This window comes from Methylobacterium sp. J-092, assembly GCF_022829325.1.
In the GTDB taxonomy this organism is placed as follows: Bacteria; Pseudomonadota; Alphaproteobacteria; order Rhizobiales; family Beijerinckiaceae; genus Methylobacterium.
In genome coordinates this window covers 20,421-37,388 of the sequence record NZ_JAKSXU010000076.1, presented here as the reverse complement: position 1 = coordinate 37,388, position 16,968 = coordinate 20,421, and the positions used below count along the sequence as shown (strand labels likewise).

Sequence of the window (16,968 nt, the reverse complement as noted above, 5' to 3'; positions counted from 1 at the left end):
TTACGCCGCCTTCTTCTTCCCCCCGCGCTCGGCGATCCCTGCCAGCGCCCGCACCACCTGCGTCGCGGTCTTGAGCCGGGCCGGGATCGAGTCGAGCTCGCGGATGAAGACCACGCTCATGTCGGGCCGGACCTTCGCGAACGAGGCCTGCTCGGCGACGTAGGCGACCAGCCCCTGCGGGTTCGCGAACGACTTGTCGCGGAAGTGGACCACGACGCCCTTCGGCCCGGCCTCGACCTTGGCGATGTTGGCGGCCAGGCACAGGATCTTGATCGTCACGATCTTGAGCAGCTGCTCCACCTCCGGCGGCAGCGGCCCGAAGCGGTCGATCAGCTCGGCGCCGAACGCCTCCATCTCGGCGTCGTTCTCCAGGGTCGAGAGCCGGCGGTAGAGGGCGAGCCGCACGCCGAGATCCTCGACATAGGTCTCGGGGATGGTGACCGGGGCGCCGAGCGCGATGGTCGGCGACCACGCCTCCTCCACCGGCTCCTCGTAGCCGGCCTTGAGCGCGGTGACCGCGTCCTCCAGCATCTGCTGGTAGAGCTCGTAGCCGACCTCCTTGATGTGGCCGGACTGCGCATCGCCGAGCAAGTTGCCGGCGCCGCGGATGTCGAGGTCGTGGGAGGCCAGCTGGAAGCCGGCGCCGAGCGTGTCGAGCGTCTGCAGCACGGTGAGGCGCTGCTCGGCCTGGGCGCTCAGGGTGCGGTTGGCCGGCGTCGTGAACAGGGCGTAGGCGCGGGCCTTAGAGCGGCCGACGCGGCCGCGGAGCTGGTAGAGCTGGGCCAGGCCGAACATGTCGGCCCGGTGCACGATCAGCGTGTTGGCGGTGGGGATGTCGAGACCGGATTCGACGATCGTGGTCGAGAGCAGCACGTCGTACTTGCCCTCGTAGAACGCGGTCATCACGTCCTCGAGCTGGCCCGCCGCCATCTGCCCGTGGGCGACCGCCACCGTGGTCTCGGGCATCTCGGTGTCGAGGAAGCGCTTCACCTCGGCCAGATCCTCGATCCGCGGCACCACGTAGAACGACTGGCCGCCGCGGTAGCGCTCGCGCAGCAGCGCCTCGCGGATGGTCAGCGGATCGAACGGCGTCACGAAGGTGCGCACCGCCAGGCGGTCCACCGGGGGGGTCGCGATGATCGAGAGGTCGCGCACGCCCGTCATCGCCAGCTGCAGCGTCCGTGGGATCGGGGTGGCCGAGAGCGTCAGCACGTGCACGTCGGCCTGCAGCGCCTTCAGGCGCTCCTTGTGGCTGACGCCGAAATGCTGCTCCTCGTCGACGATGATCAGGCCGAGGTCCTTGAAGGCGATGGTCTTGGCCAGCACCGCATGGGTGCCGACCACGATGTCGACGGTGCCGTCGGCGAGCCCGGCGCGGGTCTGCTTCATCTCGGCCGCGCCGACGAAGCGCGACAGCTGCGCCACCTGGATCGGCAGGCCCTTGAAGCGCTCGGCGAAGGTGCGGAAGTGCTGGCGCGCGAGCAGGGTGGTCGGCACCACCACCGCCACCTGCCGCCCGGAGATCGCGGCGGCGAAGGCGGCGCGGAGCGCCACCTCGGTCTTGCCGAAGCCGACGTCGCCGCAGACGAGCCGGTCCATCGGGCGGCCCTCGTTGAGGTCCGAGAGCACCGCCTCGATCGCGTTGGCCTGGTCCTCGGTCTCCTCGAAGGCGAAGCGGGCGGCGAACTCGCCGTAGAGGCCCTCGGGCGGCACCAGCCGCGGCGCCTGCCGCACGAAGCGCTGGGCGGCGACCTTGATGAGCTCGCCGGCCATCTCGAGGATGCGCTTCTTCATCCGCGCCTTGCGGGCCTGCCAGCCGGCGCCGCCGAGACGGTCCAGCGCCACCTCGGAATCCTCGGAGCCGTAGCGGGTCAGGAGCTCGATGTTCTCCACCGGCAGCAGCAGCAGGCCGGTGGCGTATTGCAGCTCCAGGCAATCGTGCGGGGCGCCGGCCGCCGTCACCGTCTTCAGGCCGACGAACCGGCCGATGCCGTGGTCGGCGTGCACGACGAGGTCGCCGGGCTGAAGCGCCTGCACCTCCAGGATGACGTCCTGCGGGCGCTTGGACTTCCGCTTCTGGCGCACCAGCCGGTCGCCGAGGATGTCGCCTTCCGAGATCACGGCGAGCTGGCCGGCGGTGAAGCCTGATTCGAGGCCCCAGACCGCGACGGCGACGTCGGTGCCGCGCTTCAGCGCGTAGACGTCCGACAGGCGCGAGATCGCCATCGGCTTCCTGAGGCCGTGGTCGGCGAGCACGCCGCAGAGCCGGTCGCGCGAGCCCTCGGACCAGGATCCGAGGATCACGTGATGACCGGATCCCTGCAGATCCTTCACGTGCGCCACCGCCGCGTCGAAGACGCTCGCCGCCTCGCTCGCGCGCTCGGCGGCGAAGGTGCGGCCGGGCTCGGCGCCGCAATCGATGGCCGGGCCGCCGGCCCCGCCCTCGGGCACCGCGAACGGCGTCAGGCGGGCGACGGAGCAGGCCGCGATCCGGTCGCGCAGCTCGTTCTGGGTCAGGTAGAGCGCGCGCGGCGGCAGCGGCTTGTAGGGCGCGACGCCCGATTGCGGGGTCTTGCGCGCGCCTTCGCGAGCCTGGAAGTAGTCCTGGATCAGGGCCAGCCGCTCGGCGGCCGCATCCTCGATCTGCGGCTCGAACACCATCGGCACCCCGGCGACGTAGTCGAACAGGGTGTCGAGGGATTCGTAGAACAGCGGCATCCAGTGCTCGAGGCCGGCATAGCGCCGGCCCTCGCTCACGGTCTCGTAGAGGCGGTCGTCGCGGGTCGCGGCCCCGAAATTGGCGACGTAGCCCTGGCGGAAGCGCCGGATGGTCTCGGTGGTGAGCTGGACCTCGCTCATCGGCACGAGATCGAGGGAGCGGAGCTGGCCGACGGTGCGCTGCGTCTCCGGATCGAAGGCGCGGATCGATTCCAGCGTGTCGCCGAAGAAGTCGAGGCGGATCGGGTTCGGGAGCCCCGGCGGCGACAGGTCGAGGATGCCGCCGCGCACGGCGTACTCGCCGGTGTCGCGCACCGTCCCGGTCCGCAGGAAGCCGTTGGCCTCGACCCAGGCCACGACCTTGTCCATCGAGACGACGTTGCCGATCGCGACGGAGAAGGTCTCGACGGCGATGCGCTTCATCGGCGGAACGCGCTGGATCAGGGCGTTGACCGTGGTGCAGACGATGCGGGGCGCGGCCTCCGAGGAGCGCGTGCGCGTCAGCCGCGAGAACGCGGTCATGCGCTGCGCCGCCGTGGCGCCGTTGGGCGACACCCGGTCGTAGGGCTGGCAATCCCAGGCCGGCACGCTCATCGCCTCGATCTCGGGCGCGACGAACTTCAGGGCGTTGACGAAGGCCGCCGAGCGCCCGGAATCGCGGGCGACGTGGACCAGCACCGCCGGCCCCTCGAAGCCGGCGCTCAGGGCGCGCGCGAGGTCGGCCACCACCAGGGCGTCGAACCCGTCCGGGACGCCGGCCAGCGTCGGGCTCTCGCCGCGCGCGAATGCGTCGCGGATCCGCGCCAGCGGCCCGGACTTGGGAAGCGCGAAGCGCGCCGTCTGAACCTTCGGCGCGGGGACCGGGGGCGCGGGCGTCTTGGATGCGGATGTCTTGGATGCGGGCTTGGCCATCGGGTGTCTGTTCGTCGTCGAATCGGGCGGGCAGGCGATGCCCGGGGGCGGGACGTGGAGCCCACGAAACGGGATGTATAGACCGGAAGGCAGGGTGTCAGGAGGCGGCGATCCGACGATGCGGCGCTCCGACCCGGGCCGCCATGGTCCGACCGGACGAATGCATGGGATGAGCTTTTCGAGGCAACCTACTCGAAATCAGCGATTTTCGATCGTTTTTTCCCGAGGCGGCCCCGTCGGCTCTTGCGCCGACAGGGCCAGCATGGAGCGGCTCGGGTCGGTGCTCCGCATGCCGGTGTCGCAGGGGCGGATCGCCGGAGGGACGCGCACCCGATTTTCGCGCCGAAACGCTTGATGCTCAACGCGAGCCGATAGGGACAACCCACACGTCGAAAAGAGTTTTTCCGTTCAGTGCGTGGCCCGCATCTGCTCGGGTGCGCCGAGCCGCGGCAGGACGCCCTCGCGCATCACGGCGCGGCGCAAGGGCCCGATCGCGCTCATCGCCAGCAGGCCGAAGCCGCGCAGCGCGTCGACGGGCACGAGGTCGGCGAGCAGGCTCCGGTTGAGCGTGTCGACCGCCGTGGATCGCAGCGCCGCGTCGAGCCGGCGGGCGCGGGCGAAGCCGGACAACGCCGCGCGGGAGCCCGGATCGCGGCGCTCGCGGGTGGCACCGAGCACCGCGTCCCGAAGGGCGGCGGCATCCCGCAATCCGAGGTTCAGGCCTTGCGCGCCGATCGGCGGGAAGACGTGGGCGGCCTCGCCGATCAGGGCGAGGCGGTGGGCGGTCGGGGTCGCCACGGAGAGGCCGCGCATCGGCACCAGGCCGCGGGGGCCGTCGATCCGCATCGTCCCGAGCATGCCCTGCGCCTGGCGCGTGACCGCCTCGGCCAGCGCCGCGTCGTCGAGCGCGGCGAGCCGGCGCGCGACGCCCTCGGCCGCGACCCAGACCAGGCTCGAGCGGTTCCCCGGCAGCGGCACCAGGGTGAAGGGGCCTCCGCGGGTGTGGAACTCGGTCGAGACGTCGCCGTGCGGGCGGTCGTGCGCGAGGATCGTGGTGATCGCGGATTGCGGGTAGGACCAGTCCCGCACCCGGATGCCGCTCGCGCTCCGCAACGGCGACCGCCCCCCGTCCGCGGCGACGACGAGCTGTGCCGAGACGCGCCCGCCATCGACGAGCCGAACCTCGGAAACCTCTTCGCCAGGAACGGCTTCCGCGGCATCGCTCTCGAACAGCGTGAGGTTCTCGGTGGCGCGTGCCTGCCGGCGCAGGGACTCGACCAGGAGCCGGCTCTCGACGTTCCAGCCGAACGCTTCCAGCCCGATCTCGCCGGCCTGGAAGCGCGCGGGCGGGGGGCGGAACAGGCTGCCGGTGTCGTCGATGATCTGCAGCGTCGCCAGCGGGCCGGCCTGCGGGGCGATGCCGCCCCAGGCCTTCAGCGCCGCGAGGAAGCGCACGGACCCGTCGAGCAGGGCGACGGTGCGCCCGTCGGCCACGGGTGCATGGCGTCCGACCAGGGCCGTGGGCACGCCGTCGCGGGCGAGCGCCAGGGCGGCGGCGAGGCCCGCGGCGCCGGCGCCGACCACCGCGACGGCAAACGTCCTGTCCTGTCGGGGCGGCTGGGGCACGGGCGGAGAATCCTTGGTACGACCCAAACGGATCTAGGGCGATCGCGCGCGCCTGTCGCCCAGGCTGCGGCAACCCGCGCCGGCGAGAGCATGGTCCGTGATCCGTCAATCACGGACACGGCTCGCTCTCGTCTCGAGGACGCATCGTCGTCACGCCAGCGGGAATCCACCTCGCTCGACGATGCTCTAGCCGGCTCCGAGCAGCCGGATCGCGGCGTCGCGCTCGAACAGGTAGAGCAGCACCCGCAGCGCCTGGCCCCGCTCGGTCCGCAGGGTCGGATCGCGCTCGACGATCAGCCGTGCGTCGTCGCGGGCGACCTCCAGCAGGGCGCCGTCGCTCTCCAGGCGGGCGAGCCGGAAGGCCGCGAGGCCGGATTGGCGGGTGCCGAGCACCTCGCCCTCGCCGCGCAGCCGCAGATCGGCCTCGGCGATGCGAAACCCGTCCTCGCTCTCGCGCATCATCTCGAGGCGGGCCTTCGACACCTGGCCGAGCGGCCCGCGATAGAGCAGCAGGCAGGACGAGGCCTTCGCGCCGCGCCCGACCCGGCCGCGCAGCTGGTGGAGCTGGGCCAGCCCGAAGCGCTCGGCATGCTCGATCACCATGATCGTCGCCTCCGGCACGTCGACCCCGACCTCGACCACGGTGGTCGAGACCAGGACCCGGGTCTCGCCCGCAGCGAAGCGAGCCATCGCCGCATCCTTGTCGGCGCCGGGCATCTTGCCGTGGATCAGCCCGACCTCGGCCCCGAAATGCTGCTTCAGGTCCTCGAAGCGCTCCTCCGCCGCGGCGAGGTCGACGAACTCCGATTCGGCCACCAGCGGGCAGATCCAGTAGACGCGCTCGCCGCCCTGGAGCGCGCGGTGGAGGCCGGCCACGACCTCGTCGATGCGCTCGGTCGGGATGGTGATCGTCCGGATCAGCTGCCGTCCGGCCGGCTTCTCGTCGAGGACCGAGACGTCCATGTCGCCGAAGCAGGTCAGCGCCAGCGTCCGCGGGATCGGGGTCGCGGTCATGACGAGAATGTCGACCGCCGCGCCCTTGGCGCCGAGCGCGAGGCGCTGGTGAACGCCGAACCGGTGCTGCTCGTCGACCACCGCCAGCCCGAGATCGGCGAACACCACGCTGTCCTGGAACAGGGCGTGGGTGCCGACCAGGATGTCGATCTCGCCGGCGGCGAGGTCGGCCAGCGTCGCCCGGCGCTCGGCGGCGCGGTCCCGGCCGGTCATCAGGCGCAGGCGCAGGGCGCCGGCCAGCGGCTTCAGGCGCTCGAAGTGCTGGCGTGCCAGGATCTCGGTCGGGGCCATCAGCGCCGCCTGCCGGCCGGCCTCGCAGGCCGAGGCCATGGCGAGGAGCGCCACGGCGGTCTTGCCCGACCCGACATCGCCCTGGAGCAGGCGCAGCATCCGCTTGTCGGAGGCCAGATCGCCGCGAATCTCGGCGACGGCGCGCGTCTGCGCGCCGGTCAGCGCGAAGGGCAGCTCCGCCTCGATCCGGGCGGAGAGGCGGCCGTCGCCGGCGTTGACCCGTCCGGGCTTGCGCCGGCTGCGCGCCCGCATCAGCGCCAAAGCCAGCTGCGAGGCCAGAAGCTCGTCGTAGGCCAGCCGTTTTCGCGACGGCGTCGCGGGCGGCGGGACCGCGACGCCGTTGGGGCCCAGCGTCGAGGGCTTGGGCGCCTCCTCGGGCCGGTGCTCGGCGCGCAGCGCGTCGGCGAAGGGCGGCAGCCGGTTCTGCCGCAGCCAGGCCGGGTCCTGCCACTCCGGCAGCACCGGCAGCCGCTCTAGGGCGGCCACCGCGAGCTTGCCGATCGCCCGCGAGGTCAGGCCTTCCGTGGCGCCGTAGACCGGCTCGACGGAGGGCAGGGCGGCCAGGCCTTCCGCGTCAACGATGCGGGAGGGATGCACCATCTGGCGGCTGCCGTCCCAGAGGTCGATGCGGCCGGTGACGTAGCGGTGGCTGCCCAGCGGCAGCATCTTCTCGACCCGCGCCGCCGGCATCCCGAAGAACACCAGGGTGATGTCGCCGGTCTCGTCCTCGACCAGCACCCGGTGCGGGCGCCTGCCCGGCCCGGTCCCGGCCGGCCGGTGATGCGAGACGGTGACGCCGACGGTGACCGGCTCACCCACAGGGGCCTCGCCGACCGAGCCGACGAGCTTCTGCGCGATGCCGCCCTGCGGAAGGTGGAACAGCAGGTCGACGATGCGGGCCGGCCGCTCGGGCGTGCCGAGCAGCCGCTCGATCATGGGCGCCATCTTCGCGCCGACGCCCGGCAGCCCGCGCGCGGGCGCGAACAGCGGATCGAGGATGCTGGGGCGCAGGAGCGCAGGGGCCGTCTCGTCGCGCATCGCCAATCCGCTCGTTCGGACCATCCTGCCCGGCGGGCCCTAATAGCCCGTGCATCCCGCCCCGTCGCGCGCGGCCGCTCGACGCTGGCGCGCCGCGTCGCCCTCCCGTGATCGGCGGATCGGAGGATCCTGTGCCCGGCGCCCGGATGCGGCCGGCTGGCAGGTCGGCCGCGATGGCTTAGATACGGACGGTGGCGGCGCTCGGCGCGGCCGGCGGCGGGAGCCAAGGCGATGATCGAGTTTTTCGACCGGGAGGGACGTCCATCCGCCTTCTGCGACGACGGCCGGGCGGTCTACCACTGGGATGGGCGGCCCGCGGCGATCATCGACGACGACAAAGTCTTCGCCTATTCGGGCCGCTTCGTCGGCTGGTTCTCCGACGGATGGATCAGCGACGCGCGCGGGAACCGGCTGCTGTTCGAGTTCGATGCGGTCGGCGGCCCGGCCAAGCCGGACCGCGGCACCCGGGTCGCCAAGGGCCAGCGCGGGCACAAGCCGCCGGTCGGCCCGCGCGATCCCGTCCCGGCCCCGCCCGGGCCGTCCGCGGCGTGGTCCGAGACCGCCTTCGCGGGCCTGGTCTGAGCCTTTCGTCCCGTGATCCTCGGATCACGGGTTGTCTCCAGCGATCCGAAGGCCCTCACGATGTCCGGCACCACCCGCACCAGCGCGGATCTCGATCCCCGCCGCCGCCGCACGCTGTTCCGCGCCTGGCACCGGGGCATCCGCGAGATGGACCTGATCATGGGGCGCTTCGCCGACGCCGAGATCGGCAGCATGAGCGATGCGGATCTCGACCTGTTCGAGGGCCTGATCGAGGTGCCGGACCGCGACCTGTTCCGCTGGCTCGTCGGGGAGGAACAGGTGCCGGGAAACTACGACACGGCGCTGTTCCGCCGTCTCAAGGCGTTCCACAAGCACGACGCGCCGATCCATTCGTAGCGGATCGGCGCCCGGGCCGGGCGATGCCTAAAGGTCGGGTTCGTTGACGACGTAGGGGCCGATGCGGCTCATCAGGTCGATCGGCGCGCCCGCGCGGCGCCCCTTCGCGCCGTCGATCACCAGGACCGGGATGCCCTGGTCGCGGACCTGCGCACGAAGCCGGGCTGCGAGGCGGGCATAGCTCGAATCGCGGCGCGACGAGGTCTGGAGCAGGATGGCGGCAGGCCGGGCGATCACCGCCAGCACGTCCGCCGCCGCCTCGAGGGAGACGGTGACGCTGGCATAGCCGAGCTCGGCCAATTCTCCGGCCAGGGAGTGATCGATGGCACGGACACCATCGTCGACGACGAGCACTTGTTGCAGCGCACCCATAAGATCGAGAGCTACCCCATCGCAGGCCACTTGGGAAGAGAGCTGAGCTTTAAACCCTCCGCCAACGGTTTGGTTCGCCGGCGCCCTTTGCAGATGCGAAAATAAACCCTTTCGATGAGCGTCCGATGAACCGCGCGGCCGGCGCCATCGATCGTACCGGGCACAGGCGCGGGCACGGGCGGCCAAGGCCCTGGCGACGCTGAGCTTTCGGAACGGTTTCGTTTCACGGGCGAGGATGCGCGGTCGAGGGATGCGCCGGGCGGGCACGCGGCACCGCCGCGCCGGATGGTGCGGCGCGGGGCGGCCCGAGCGGCCGCTCAGGCCTCGGTCACGGCGATCCCGGTTCCGGCAAAGCGATCGACGCGGAAGCGCGAGGCGCGAAACTCATCGGCTTCGGACGCGCCGGCCTCGCCGCGTTGCACCAGGGCCGTCGCGCAGGCCTGGCCGCGGAAGGCGAGGCGGCCGTCGGGCTCGCGGCGCAGGTCGAACAGGGCGGGGGGCAGGGCGGGGGGCAGGGCGCGGTGGCCGGGCTCGGTGAGCGCCCCGGCGAGGCCCGGCCCCTTGCGCCTGACCGAGAGGATCGCATCCTCGTCGAAGGCCAGCACATCGAGCACCGGCCGTGCCGGGTCCGGTCCGGGCGGAGGCACGGGCCCGGGCGCACGGCGTGCGAGGACGACCGAGCGCAGCGTCGTCGCGGGCAGGGCGTCGAGCGCACCCTCCAGGAAGGCCGGGGCGACGAGATGGGTCGGGCGCGGATGCGCCAGGCTCTCGATCAGCGCGCCTCCGTCGAAGACCGGCATCGTCTCGAGGTCGGCGCCGACGGCGAGCGCCGCGCCGAGGCCGGTGACGATCCCGCGCAGATCCGAGGGCGGCAGCAGGGTGAGGATGCGGTCGCCGGGCTCGATCCGGGCCGAGACCAGGTGCGCGGCGACCGCCGCGAGCAGGGCGTCGCCCGTCCGGTGGACCGGCCGCGCCGGATCGCCCGCCACGAAGCTGACGAGGCCGCCGCCGGTCTCGGGCAACGCAATGGCGCCCCCGGCCCGGTCGAGGGCGAGCGCGTCGAGGTTGATCACGCCGTCGGGCACGGCCGGGCCGAAGGCGGCGAGATAGCGCAGGCCGAAATAGCCGGCCGCGATCCGGCACATCGCCTCCGCCGGGCGGCCGGCGCCGACATGGGTCTGGGTCAGCACCGCGGAGAGGCCGGCCGCCTGGATGCCGGCCGCCGCCTGCGCCTCGGTCCAGGACGCGGGCAGCGGGCAGGGGACGTGCCCCGCCGCCTCGACGGCGAGGTGGGCGACCAATCCCTCGGTGCTTCCGGGAAACCACAGGCCGATCCGGCTTCCCGGCGGCAGCCGCCACGTCCGCAGGGCCCGGCCCAGCCGCCCGACGATCTCGGCCGCCGTCCCGTAGGTCCAGGTCATCGGCGGCCTGTCGCTCCAGCCGCGCTTGGGCGCGGCGTCGGAGAAGGCGAGGCGGGCGGGGTCGAGGCGGGCGGTTCCGGCGAGCAGCGCGCACAGCCCCACCCGCGGAAGCACGACCTCGGCGGCGGCCGGCGACCGCACCGGCTCGCGGGCCGCCGTCCGGGGCAGGGGGCGTCGATCGGCGGCCGGTCCCCATCCGGCGGTCGACGGCTCGAGGGAGGGCTGCGCCGCGCTCACGGGGTACTCGAACTCCATCCGAAGGGCGTCGCCCAACATCCCGCACGGGGACGACTGGTCATCGATGCAGGTTTAGGGTTAACCCCCGCCTAAGGCCGACCCGCGGATGTCCCGCATGCGCGGGGCCGGGTGTCGCGGTGGGTGTCATGCCTTCGCCGCATTCGGCGGGGAATGCAGGCCGCCCGATCGCCCGGGACCAGCGCGGCGCCCTGTCGGACCGGCCGCCCGCGTCCCGCACCGCATCACGTTTTCCCGTCACGACGACGTCCTCTTCATCGACGAACTTCAAAGGGTCTGAGCCGATGTCCTTCGCCAAAAGCCCGGCGCTCCTGATGCGCGCCGCCGCGTTCCTTGCGCTCGCCGGCCTTGCCGGACCCGCCCTCGCCCAGCCGAAGAAGGCGACGCCGGCCCCCGCGGCCCCGGCGCCGGCGGCCCCCGCCCCGGCCCAGAGCACGCCGGCGGCCAACACCGCGGCGCAGACCGGCCCGCAGACCGTGACCGTGAAGTCCGAGCCGAGCCAGGCCGACTGGACCAAGGTCTGCGGCAAGGACGGCGGGTCGGGCACCGACATCTGCTACACCACCCGCGACTTCGTCTCCGACCAGGGCCAGCCGGTCCTCGCGGTCGCCGTGTACGAGATGAAGAACCCGGCCACGAAGCAGGAGGTGCGCGTGGTGCGCTACCTGCTGCCGCTCGGCCTGCTGCTGCAGCCCGGCATCCGCTTCACCGTCGACGGCCAGCAGGGCACCGCCGGCAAGTTCGCGGTCTGCTTCCCCAACGGCTGCTTCGCCGAGGCCGGCGGCGTCGATGCCGGCGTCGTCGCCGCGATGAAGAAGGGCACCACGCTCAACGTCTCGGTGCAGAACCAGACCCAGCGCGAGGTGACCTTCGCCGTGCCGCTCGCCGGCTTCGGCAAGGCCTTCGACGGCCCGGCCATGGACCCGAAGGTGCTCGAGGAGCAGCAGAAGAAGCTCCAGGCCGAGCTCGAGAAGCGCAGCGAGGACATGCGCAAGAAGCTGGAGCAGCCGGGCGCGGCCGGCGCCGGCGCCGCGGCGGCCCCCAAGCCCTGATTCGCGACCGCCGATCCCGCCGTCGGGATCGGCCCCTGCAAATTGACTTTTGCAAGAAGCCCGGCGCCCCGAAGCGCCGGGCTTTTCCGCTTTGGGGTGCCGGCATGATGCGATCGGCACAAGATCCCGTGATCACGGGATCGCAGCATGACCGGATCACGGGATCACGGGATCATCGCCCCGGGGCGCGCCGGCCCGCAGCCCGCGACGCCGCGCGGCGGAACGGCCAGTCGATCGCGCCGCCGGCAAACAATCCGGCCCAGATCAGCACCGGTTGGAAGGCCAGCCGGGGGCCGTGGTACCACCAGGAATCCGGCAGCGGCGGCACCACGATCCCCTCGACCGCCTGCTTGATGTTGGCCGGCCAGACGCAGAGCGCGTAGAGCGCGAGCCCGATCCCGGCCGCCCGGCGCAGGGCCGGGCGCGTCAGCGCCAGCGCGCCCGCGACCTCGCAGAGCCCGGTGCCGAGGATCACGAGGCGCGGCTCCGGCACCCAGGCCGGCATGATCGGCATCAAGGTGTCGGGCGCGGCGAGGTGCACCGCGCCGACGAGGCCGTAGAGGCTGACCAGCCCGCGCCGCAGCCAGATCCGCCCGGGCGTCTCCATCGATCGCCCGTCCGTCATGCGACGACGCTGGCGGGAACGCCGCATTCCGCTGCGACGCGGTCGCGCAGGGCCGCGATCAGCCGCATCAGCACCGGGTGGTCGGTCGCGTAGGCGGTGTCGCCGATCGCCGCGACCGGTGCGACGAGCCGCAGCGAATTGGTGACGAGCACCGCGTCGGCGCGGCGCAGCTCGGCCCTCGTCGCGGACCGTTCCTCGCAGGCGAGCCCGCAGGCCGGCGCGAGCTCGGCGATCACGACGGCGCGCACGATGCCGGCCAGCACCCCGTCGCCGAGCGGCGGCGTGACCAAGCGGTCGCCGAACAGCGCGAAGACGTTGCCGGTGCCGGCGCAGGCGAGGTGCCGCCGGGTGTTGCAGAACAGGGCCTCGTCGAAGCCGGCCGCCCGCGCATCCCGCGCCGCGAGGATCGCGTCGCCGTAGCCGAGGGTCTTGAGCCGCGCCAGCGGCGAGGTCTCGTTCCGGGCGATGGCGGTGGGCCACAGCCGCAGGGGCGCGAACGCGATCCGGCGGTCGCTGACGGCCGCGGTCGCAAACAGCGTCGGGCGCGGATCGGGCGGCGGGGCGAGTCCGCGCGGGCCCGTGCCGCGGGTGACGGTGGTGCGGATCGCCAGGCGATCGCCCGTGGCGGCGAGCGCATGCATCGCCGTGCGGGCGGCATCGGCGGGCACGGAGAAGCCCAGCGCTTCGGCCGAGGCGACGAGGCGGGCGACGTGCGCGTCCGCGAAGGCGACCCGGCCGGCCAGCGCCAGGGCCGTGTCGAAGACGCCGTCGGCCAGGGTCAGGCCGCGATCGGTCAGGTCGAAGGGCAGGGTGGTGCCGTCGATCAGGCGGCCGTCATGCCACAGCATCGCCGCCCTCCCCGGATGCGGGCCGCTCCCGCCAATCGCGGGCCAGGCCGAGGAAGTTCGAGAAGATCGCGTGGCCGTTCTCGGTGAGCACCGATTCCGGGTGGAACTGGATGCCGTAGGTCGGATGGCGGCGATGCGACAGCGCCATCACCTCGCCCTCGGCCGAGCGCGCGTCGACGGTGAGGTGGGCCGCCATCGCCGGCTGCGGCGCCACCACGAGGGAGTGGTAGCGCCCGACCTGCATCGCCGGCGGCAGCCCGGCAAACAGCCGCTCCCCGCCATGCGCCACCGGCGTCGCCTGCCCGTGCAGGGGCTTCTGCGCCCGCTCGACGGTGCCGCCGAAGGCCGCGCCGATCGCCTGGTGCCCGAGGCAGACCCCAAGGATCGGCATCCGACCCGAGAGCTCGCGGATTGCCGGCAGCGAGATCCCGGCCTCGGCCGGCGTGCACGGCCCCGGCGAGATCACCAGGGCGTCGGGGGCGAGCGCGCGGATGCCGGCCACGTCGAGGGCGTCGTTGCGCACCACGCGCACCGTCTCGCCCAGCTCCTCGAAGTAGCGGACGACGTTGAAGACGAACGAGTCGTAGTTGTCGACGACGAGGATCATGGGGTTTCCCGGTGGCCCCCGGCCGTCGCCGGCCGCAGGCATCGGCCGCGCCGCCGGCGACGCGCGGTCGCGCGCGCCGACCTCCGCTCGGATCTCCCCGTGCGGCCCTCGGTCGTCGCGCCGGCCCGGGCTCGCGCAGGCGCGCTCATGTTTCGAACGCCTCTGCCTCGAACGCCTGGAACACGCGGGCGGCCTTGGTCAGGGTCTCGTCGTACTCGGCCGCCGGCTCGGAGAGCAGGGTGACGCCGCCGCCGGCCTGGAGCACCGCGGTCGTCGCGTCCATGAACACGGTGCGGATCGCGATCGCGGTGTCGAGCGACCCGTCGAACCCGATCCGGCCGATGGCCCCGCAATAGAGCTCGCGCGCGTCGCCCTCGATCTCGGTGATGATGTCCATGGCCCTGAGCTTCGGCGCGCCGGTGATCGAGCCGCCGGGAAAGGTCCTCTCCAGCAGGTCGAAGCCGTCGAGACCGTCCCGCAACGTGCCCGTGACGACCGAGACGAGATGGTGGATGCCGGCATAGGATTCCAGCCCGCACAGCACCGGCACCTGCACGCTGCCCGGCGCGCAGACCCGGGACAGGTCGTTGCGCAGCAGGTCGACGATCATGGTGTTCTCGGCGCGCTCCTTCGGGTCCGCGAGCAGCCGCGCGGCGCGGGCCGCGTCCTCGACCGGGTCGGGGCTGCGCGCGAGCGTGCCCTTGATCGGCCGGGTCTCGACCTGGCCGCCCTCGAGCTTCAGGAAGCGCTCGGGCGAGCTCGACGCGACGGTCAGCCCGTCGAACTCGAGATAGGCGCCGAAGGTCGCCGGGTTGGTCTCGCGCAAGCGGCGGTAGAACGCGAACCGGTCGAAGCCCGCGGGCAGGGCGGCGGTGAAGCGCTGGGCGATGTTGGCCTGGTAGATGTCGCCGGCCCGGATGTAGTCCCGCACCCGGTCGACCGCCGCCTCGTAGCGGGCGCGCGTGAAGTTCGAGTGCCAGGTCGGCGGGGCAGCGCGCGGGGGCAGGGCGGCCGGTTCCGGCGTCGCCCCGCTCAGGCGATCGGCGAAGGCGGCGAGCCGCGCCTGCGCGCGGGCCTCGCGCCGCGACGGCTCGGTCTCCGGGAAGCCGGTGGCGGCGAGGCGGCAGGTGCCGACGCCGTGGTCGATGGTGAGCGCGACGTCGTGGAGGTCGAAGGCGGCGTCGTCCGTCAGCCCGGCCCGGCGCGCGGGCGGGACCACCCGCTCCAGCGCCTGCCCGAGATCGTAGGCGCAGTAGCCGATCGCGCCGCCGGAGAACGCGGCCCCCTCCTCCGGGCCGAGCCGGTAGGGCGCGAGGCAGGCGCGGAGCGCCGCCATCGGCCCGCCGGGGACGGGCCGCCCGTCCAGCGTGGCGCGGCCGTCGCGAAACCGGAAGCGGGCGAAGGGGTCGGCCGCCAGGATCGAGACCCGGCCGAGGGTGTCGTGCCGCATCGCGCTGTCGAGGAAGGCGAGGCCGGGCCAGCGGCGCAGCCGCATCGCCGCCGCGACGGGGTCGACGAACGGGATCTCCCGGGTCCAGATCTGTTGCGCCGCCATGTCCTGCGCTGTCGCGTCCGGTTCGAGGGCGACGGGTGCCGGCCCGTCGGTGGGTCCGAAGGCCTCGCACAGGCGGTAGCCCCTGGGAAGCCGCAGCCGATGCCGCAGGGTTTTGCGACCGATGCGCCCGACGCAATCCCACTCGGCGCTCGGCCGCGCGCCGGCGGGGCTCGCGCGGGCGCCGCGATCCCGCTATAGCGATGCCCCATCACGAAAATTCGGGCCCGAAGATCGGGATGTCCCCCATCCTCGGATTCTCGAGGCGTCCGACCTGGCGGCGTCCACGCCGCACGAAGGCAGCATGACCGCATCCGCTCTTCCGTCCGATCCGACGCCCGCAAGGGTCTCGGCCGCACCCAAGATCTCGTTCGTCTCGCTCGGCTGCCCGAAGGCGCTGGTCGATTCCGAGCGGATCCTCACGCATCTGCGGGCGGAGGGCTACGAGCTCGCCCGGCGCCACGACGGGGCGGACGTAGTCATCGTCAACACCTGCGGCTTCCTCGATTCGGCCAAGGCCGAATCGCTCTCGGCGATCGGCGAGGCGATGGCGGAGAACGGCCGGGTCATCGTCACCGGCTGCATGGGCGCCCAGCCCGACGAGATCCGCGACAAGTACCCGAACCTCCTGGCCGTCACCGGCCCGCAGGCCTACGAATCGGTGGTGGCCGCCGTCCACGAGGCGGTGCCGCCGGCCCACGACCCGTTCCTCGACCTGGTGCCGCCGCAGGGCGTCAAGCTGACCCCGCGGCACTACGCCTACCTGAAGATCTCGGAGGGCTGCAACAACCGCTGCACCTTCTGCATCATCCCGTCGCTGCGCGGCGACCTCGTCAGCCGCCCCGCCGGCGACGTGCTGCGCGAGGCGGAGAAGCTGGTCAAGGCCGGCGTGAAGGAGCTGCTCGTCGTCTCGCAGGACACCAGCGCCTACGGCGTCGACCTGCGCTACGCCGAAAGCCCGTGGCGCGACCGCGCGGTGCGGGCGAAGTTCTACGATCTCGCCAAGGAACTCGGCGAGCTCGGTGCCTGGGTCCGGCTGCACTACGTCTACCCCTACCCGCACGTCGACGAGGTGATCCCCCTGATGGCGGAGGGGAAGATCCTTCCCTACCTCGACATGCCGCTCCAGCACGCCTCGCCGACCGTGCTCAAGCGCATGCGCCGCCCGGGCAACCAGGAGCGCCAGCTCGAGCGCATCCGGCGCTGGCGCGAGACCTGCCCGGACCTCGCCATCCGCTCGACCTTCATCGTCGGCTTCCCCGGCGAGACCGAGGCCGAGTTCTCGGAGCTGCTCGACTGGATCGGGCAAGCCAAGCTCGAGCGCGTCGGCTGCTTCACCTACGAGCCGGTGACGGGCGCGCTCGCCAATTCCGTCGGCGCGGCGGTGCCGCCGGAACTGCAGGCCGAGCGCAAGCGCCGCTTCATGGAAGCGCAGCAGCAGGTCTCGCTGCGCCTGCAGAAGGCGCGCATCGGCAAGCGCCTGCCCGTGATCGTCGACACGGTGGGGCCCGACGGCATCAAGGGCCGCTCGAAATACGACGCGCCCGAGATCGACGGCACCGTCCACGTCGCCAGCCGCCGGCCGGTGCGCCAGGGCGACATCGTCACCGTGAGGATCGAGGCGGCCGACGCCTACGACCTGCGCGGCAGCGTGGTCTGAGAGCGGGTTTCGAAAGGGATCATCCCTTTCGTGGGTCC

General features: G+C 72.8%; 13 protein-coding genes. 4 read left to right on the top strand and 9 right to left on the bottom strand.

All coding sequences use genetic code 11. The annotated features are described in order from the left end of the window. From mfd to recG, 3 genes are all read right to left on the bottom strand, one after another. Entirely contained in the window at positions 1-3,630 is a 3,630-nt protein-coding gene (gene mfd / locus MKK60_RS08615) for a transcription-repair coupling factor (protein ID WP_147859186.1), read from the bottom strand. 408 nt (positions 3,631-4,038) lie between these two features. Beyond that, positions 4,039-5,256, bottom strand: a complete 1,218-nt coding sequence (locus MKK60_RS08610; protein ID WP_243985084.1) for a UbiH/UbiF family hydroxylase — start codon at positions 5,254-5,256, stop codon at positions 4,039-4,041. A gap of 186 nt (positions 5,257-5,442) precedes the next feature. After that, positions 5,443-7,599 (bottom strand): ATP-dependent DNA helicase RecG, encoded by a 2,157-nt coding sequence (gene recG, locus MKK60_RS08605; RefSeq protein ID WP_243985082.1) that lies wholly within the window; start codon positions 7,597-7,599, stop codon positions 5,443-5,445. Positions 7,600-7,830: 231 nt separating this feature from the next. On the opposite strand from recG, the gene MKK60_RS08600 reads away from it, so the two are divergent. Further along, positions 7,831-8,181 (top strand): 4-fold beta flower protein, encoded by a 351-nt coding sequence (locus MKK60_RS08600; protein WP_147729744.1) that lies wholly within the window; start codon positions 7,831-7,833, stop codon positions 8,179-8,181. Positions 8,182-8,241: 60 nt separating this feature from the next. Further along, entirely contained in the window at positions 8,242-8,538 is a 297-nt protein-coding gene (locus MKK60_RS08595) for a succinate dehydrogenase assembly factor 2 (RefSeq protein ID WP_147729745.1), read from the top strand. Positions 8,539-8,565: 27 nt separating this feature from the next. Here MKK60_RS08595 and MKK60_RS08590 read toward each other — a convergent pair whose 3' ends face one another. Both MKK60_RS08590 and MKK60_RS08585 read right to left on the bottom strand, forming a co-directional pair. Next, entirely contained in the window at positions 8,566-8,910 is a 345-nt protein-coding gene (locus MKK60_RS08590) for a hypothetical protein (RefSeq protein ID WP_147729746.1), read from the bottom strand. A gap of 317 nt (positions 8,911-9,227) precedes the next feature. After that, on the bottom strand, positions 9,228-10,568 hold the full coding sequence (locus tag MKK60_RS08585) for an AMP-binding protein (RefSeq protein ID WP_243985081.1): 1,341 nt from the start codon (positions 10,566-10,568) through the stop codon (positions 9,228-9,230). A 302-nt stretch (positions 10,569-10,870) separates the two neighbouring features. Between MKK60_RS08585 and MKK60_RS08580 the strand changes: the two genes are divergently transcribed. After that, a complete protein-coding gene (locus tag MKK60_RS08580) occupies positions 10,871-11,638 on the top strand; it encodes an invasion associated locus B family protein (RefSeq protein ID WP_147860186.1) in 768 nt (255 codons plus the stop codon). Positions 11,639-11,810: 172 nt separating this feature from the next. Here MKK60_RS08580 and MKK60_RS08575 read toward each other — a convergent pair whose 3' ends face one another. From MKK60_RS08575 to pabB, 4 genes are all read right to left on the bottom strand, one after another. Continuing rightward, positions 11,811-12,245, bottom strand: a complete 435-nt coding sequence (locus MKK60_RS08575; RefSeq protein WP_243985079.1) for a DoxX family protein — start codon at positions 12,243-12,245, stop codon at positions 11,811-11,813. Positions 12,246-12,259: 14 nt separating this feature from the next. Continuing rightward, the gene (locus MKK60_RS08570; protein ID WP_243938451.1) at positions 12,260-13,111 is read right to left on the bottom strand and encodes an aminotransferase class IV; all 852 of its coding nucleotides are present in this window, start codon (positions 13,109-13,111) and stop codon (positions 12,260-12,262) included. Beyond that, a complete protein-coding gene (locus tag MKK60_RS08565; RefSeq protein ID WP_243985077.1) occupies positions 13,098-13,718 on the bottom strand; it encodes an anthranilate synthase component II in 621 nt (206 codons plus the stop codon). Before MKK60_RS08565 ends, MKK60_RS08570 begins: the two co-directional genes overlap by 14 nt. 145 nt (positions 13,719-13,863) lie before the next feature. Beyond that, positions 13,864-15,273: an aminodeoxychorismate synthase component I gene (gene pabB / locus MKK60_RS08560; RefSeq protein WP_243985075.1), complete on the bottom strand. Its 1,410-nt coding sequence runs from the start codon at positions 15,271-15,273 to the stop codon at positions 13,864-13,866. A gap of 301 nt (positions 15,274-15,574) precedes the next feature. On the opposite strand from pabB, the gene rimO reads away from it, so the two are divergent. Next, positions 15,575-16,930 (top strand): 30S ribosomal protein S12 methylthiotransferase RimO, encoded by a 1,356-nt coding sequence (rimO, locus tag MKK60_RS08555; protein ID WP_147729438.1) that lies wholly within the window; start codon positions 15,575-15,577, stop codon positions 16,928-16,930. Positions 16,931-16,968: the final 38 nt, after the last annotated feature.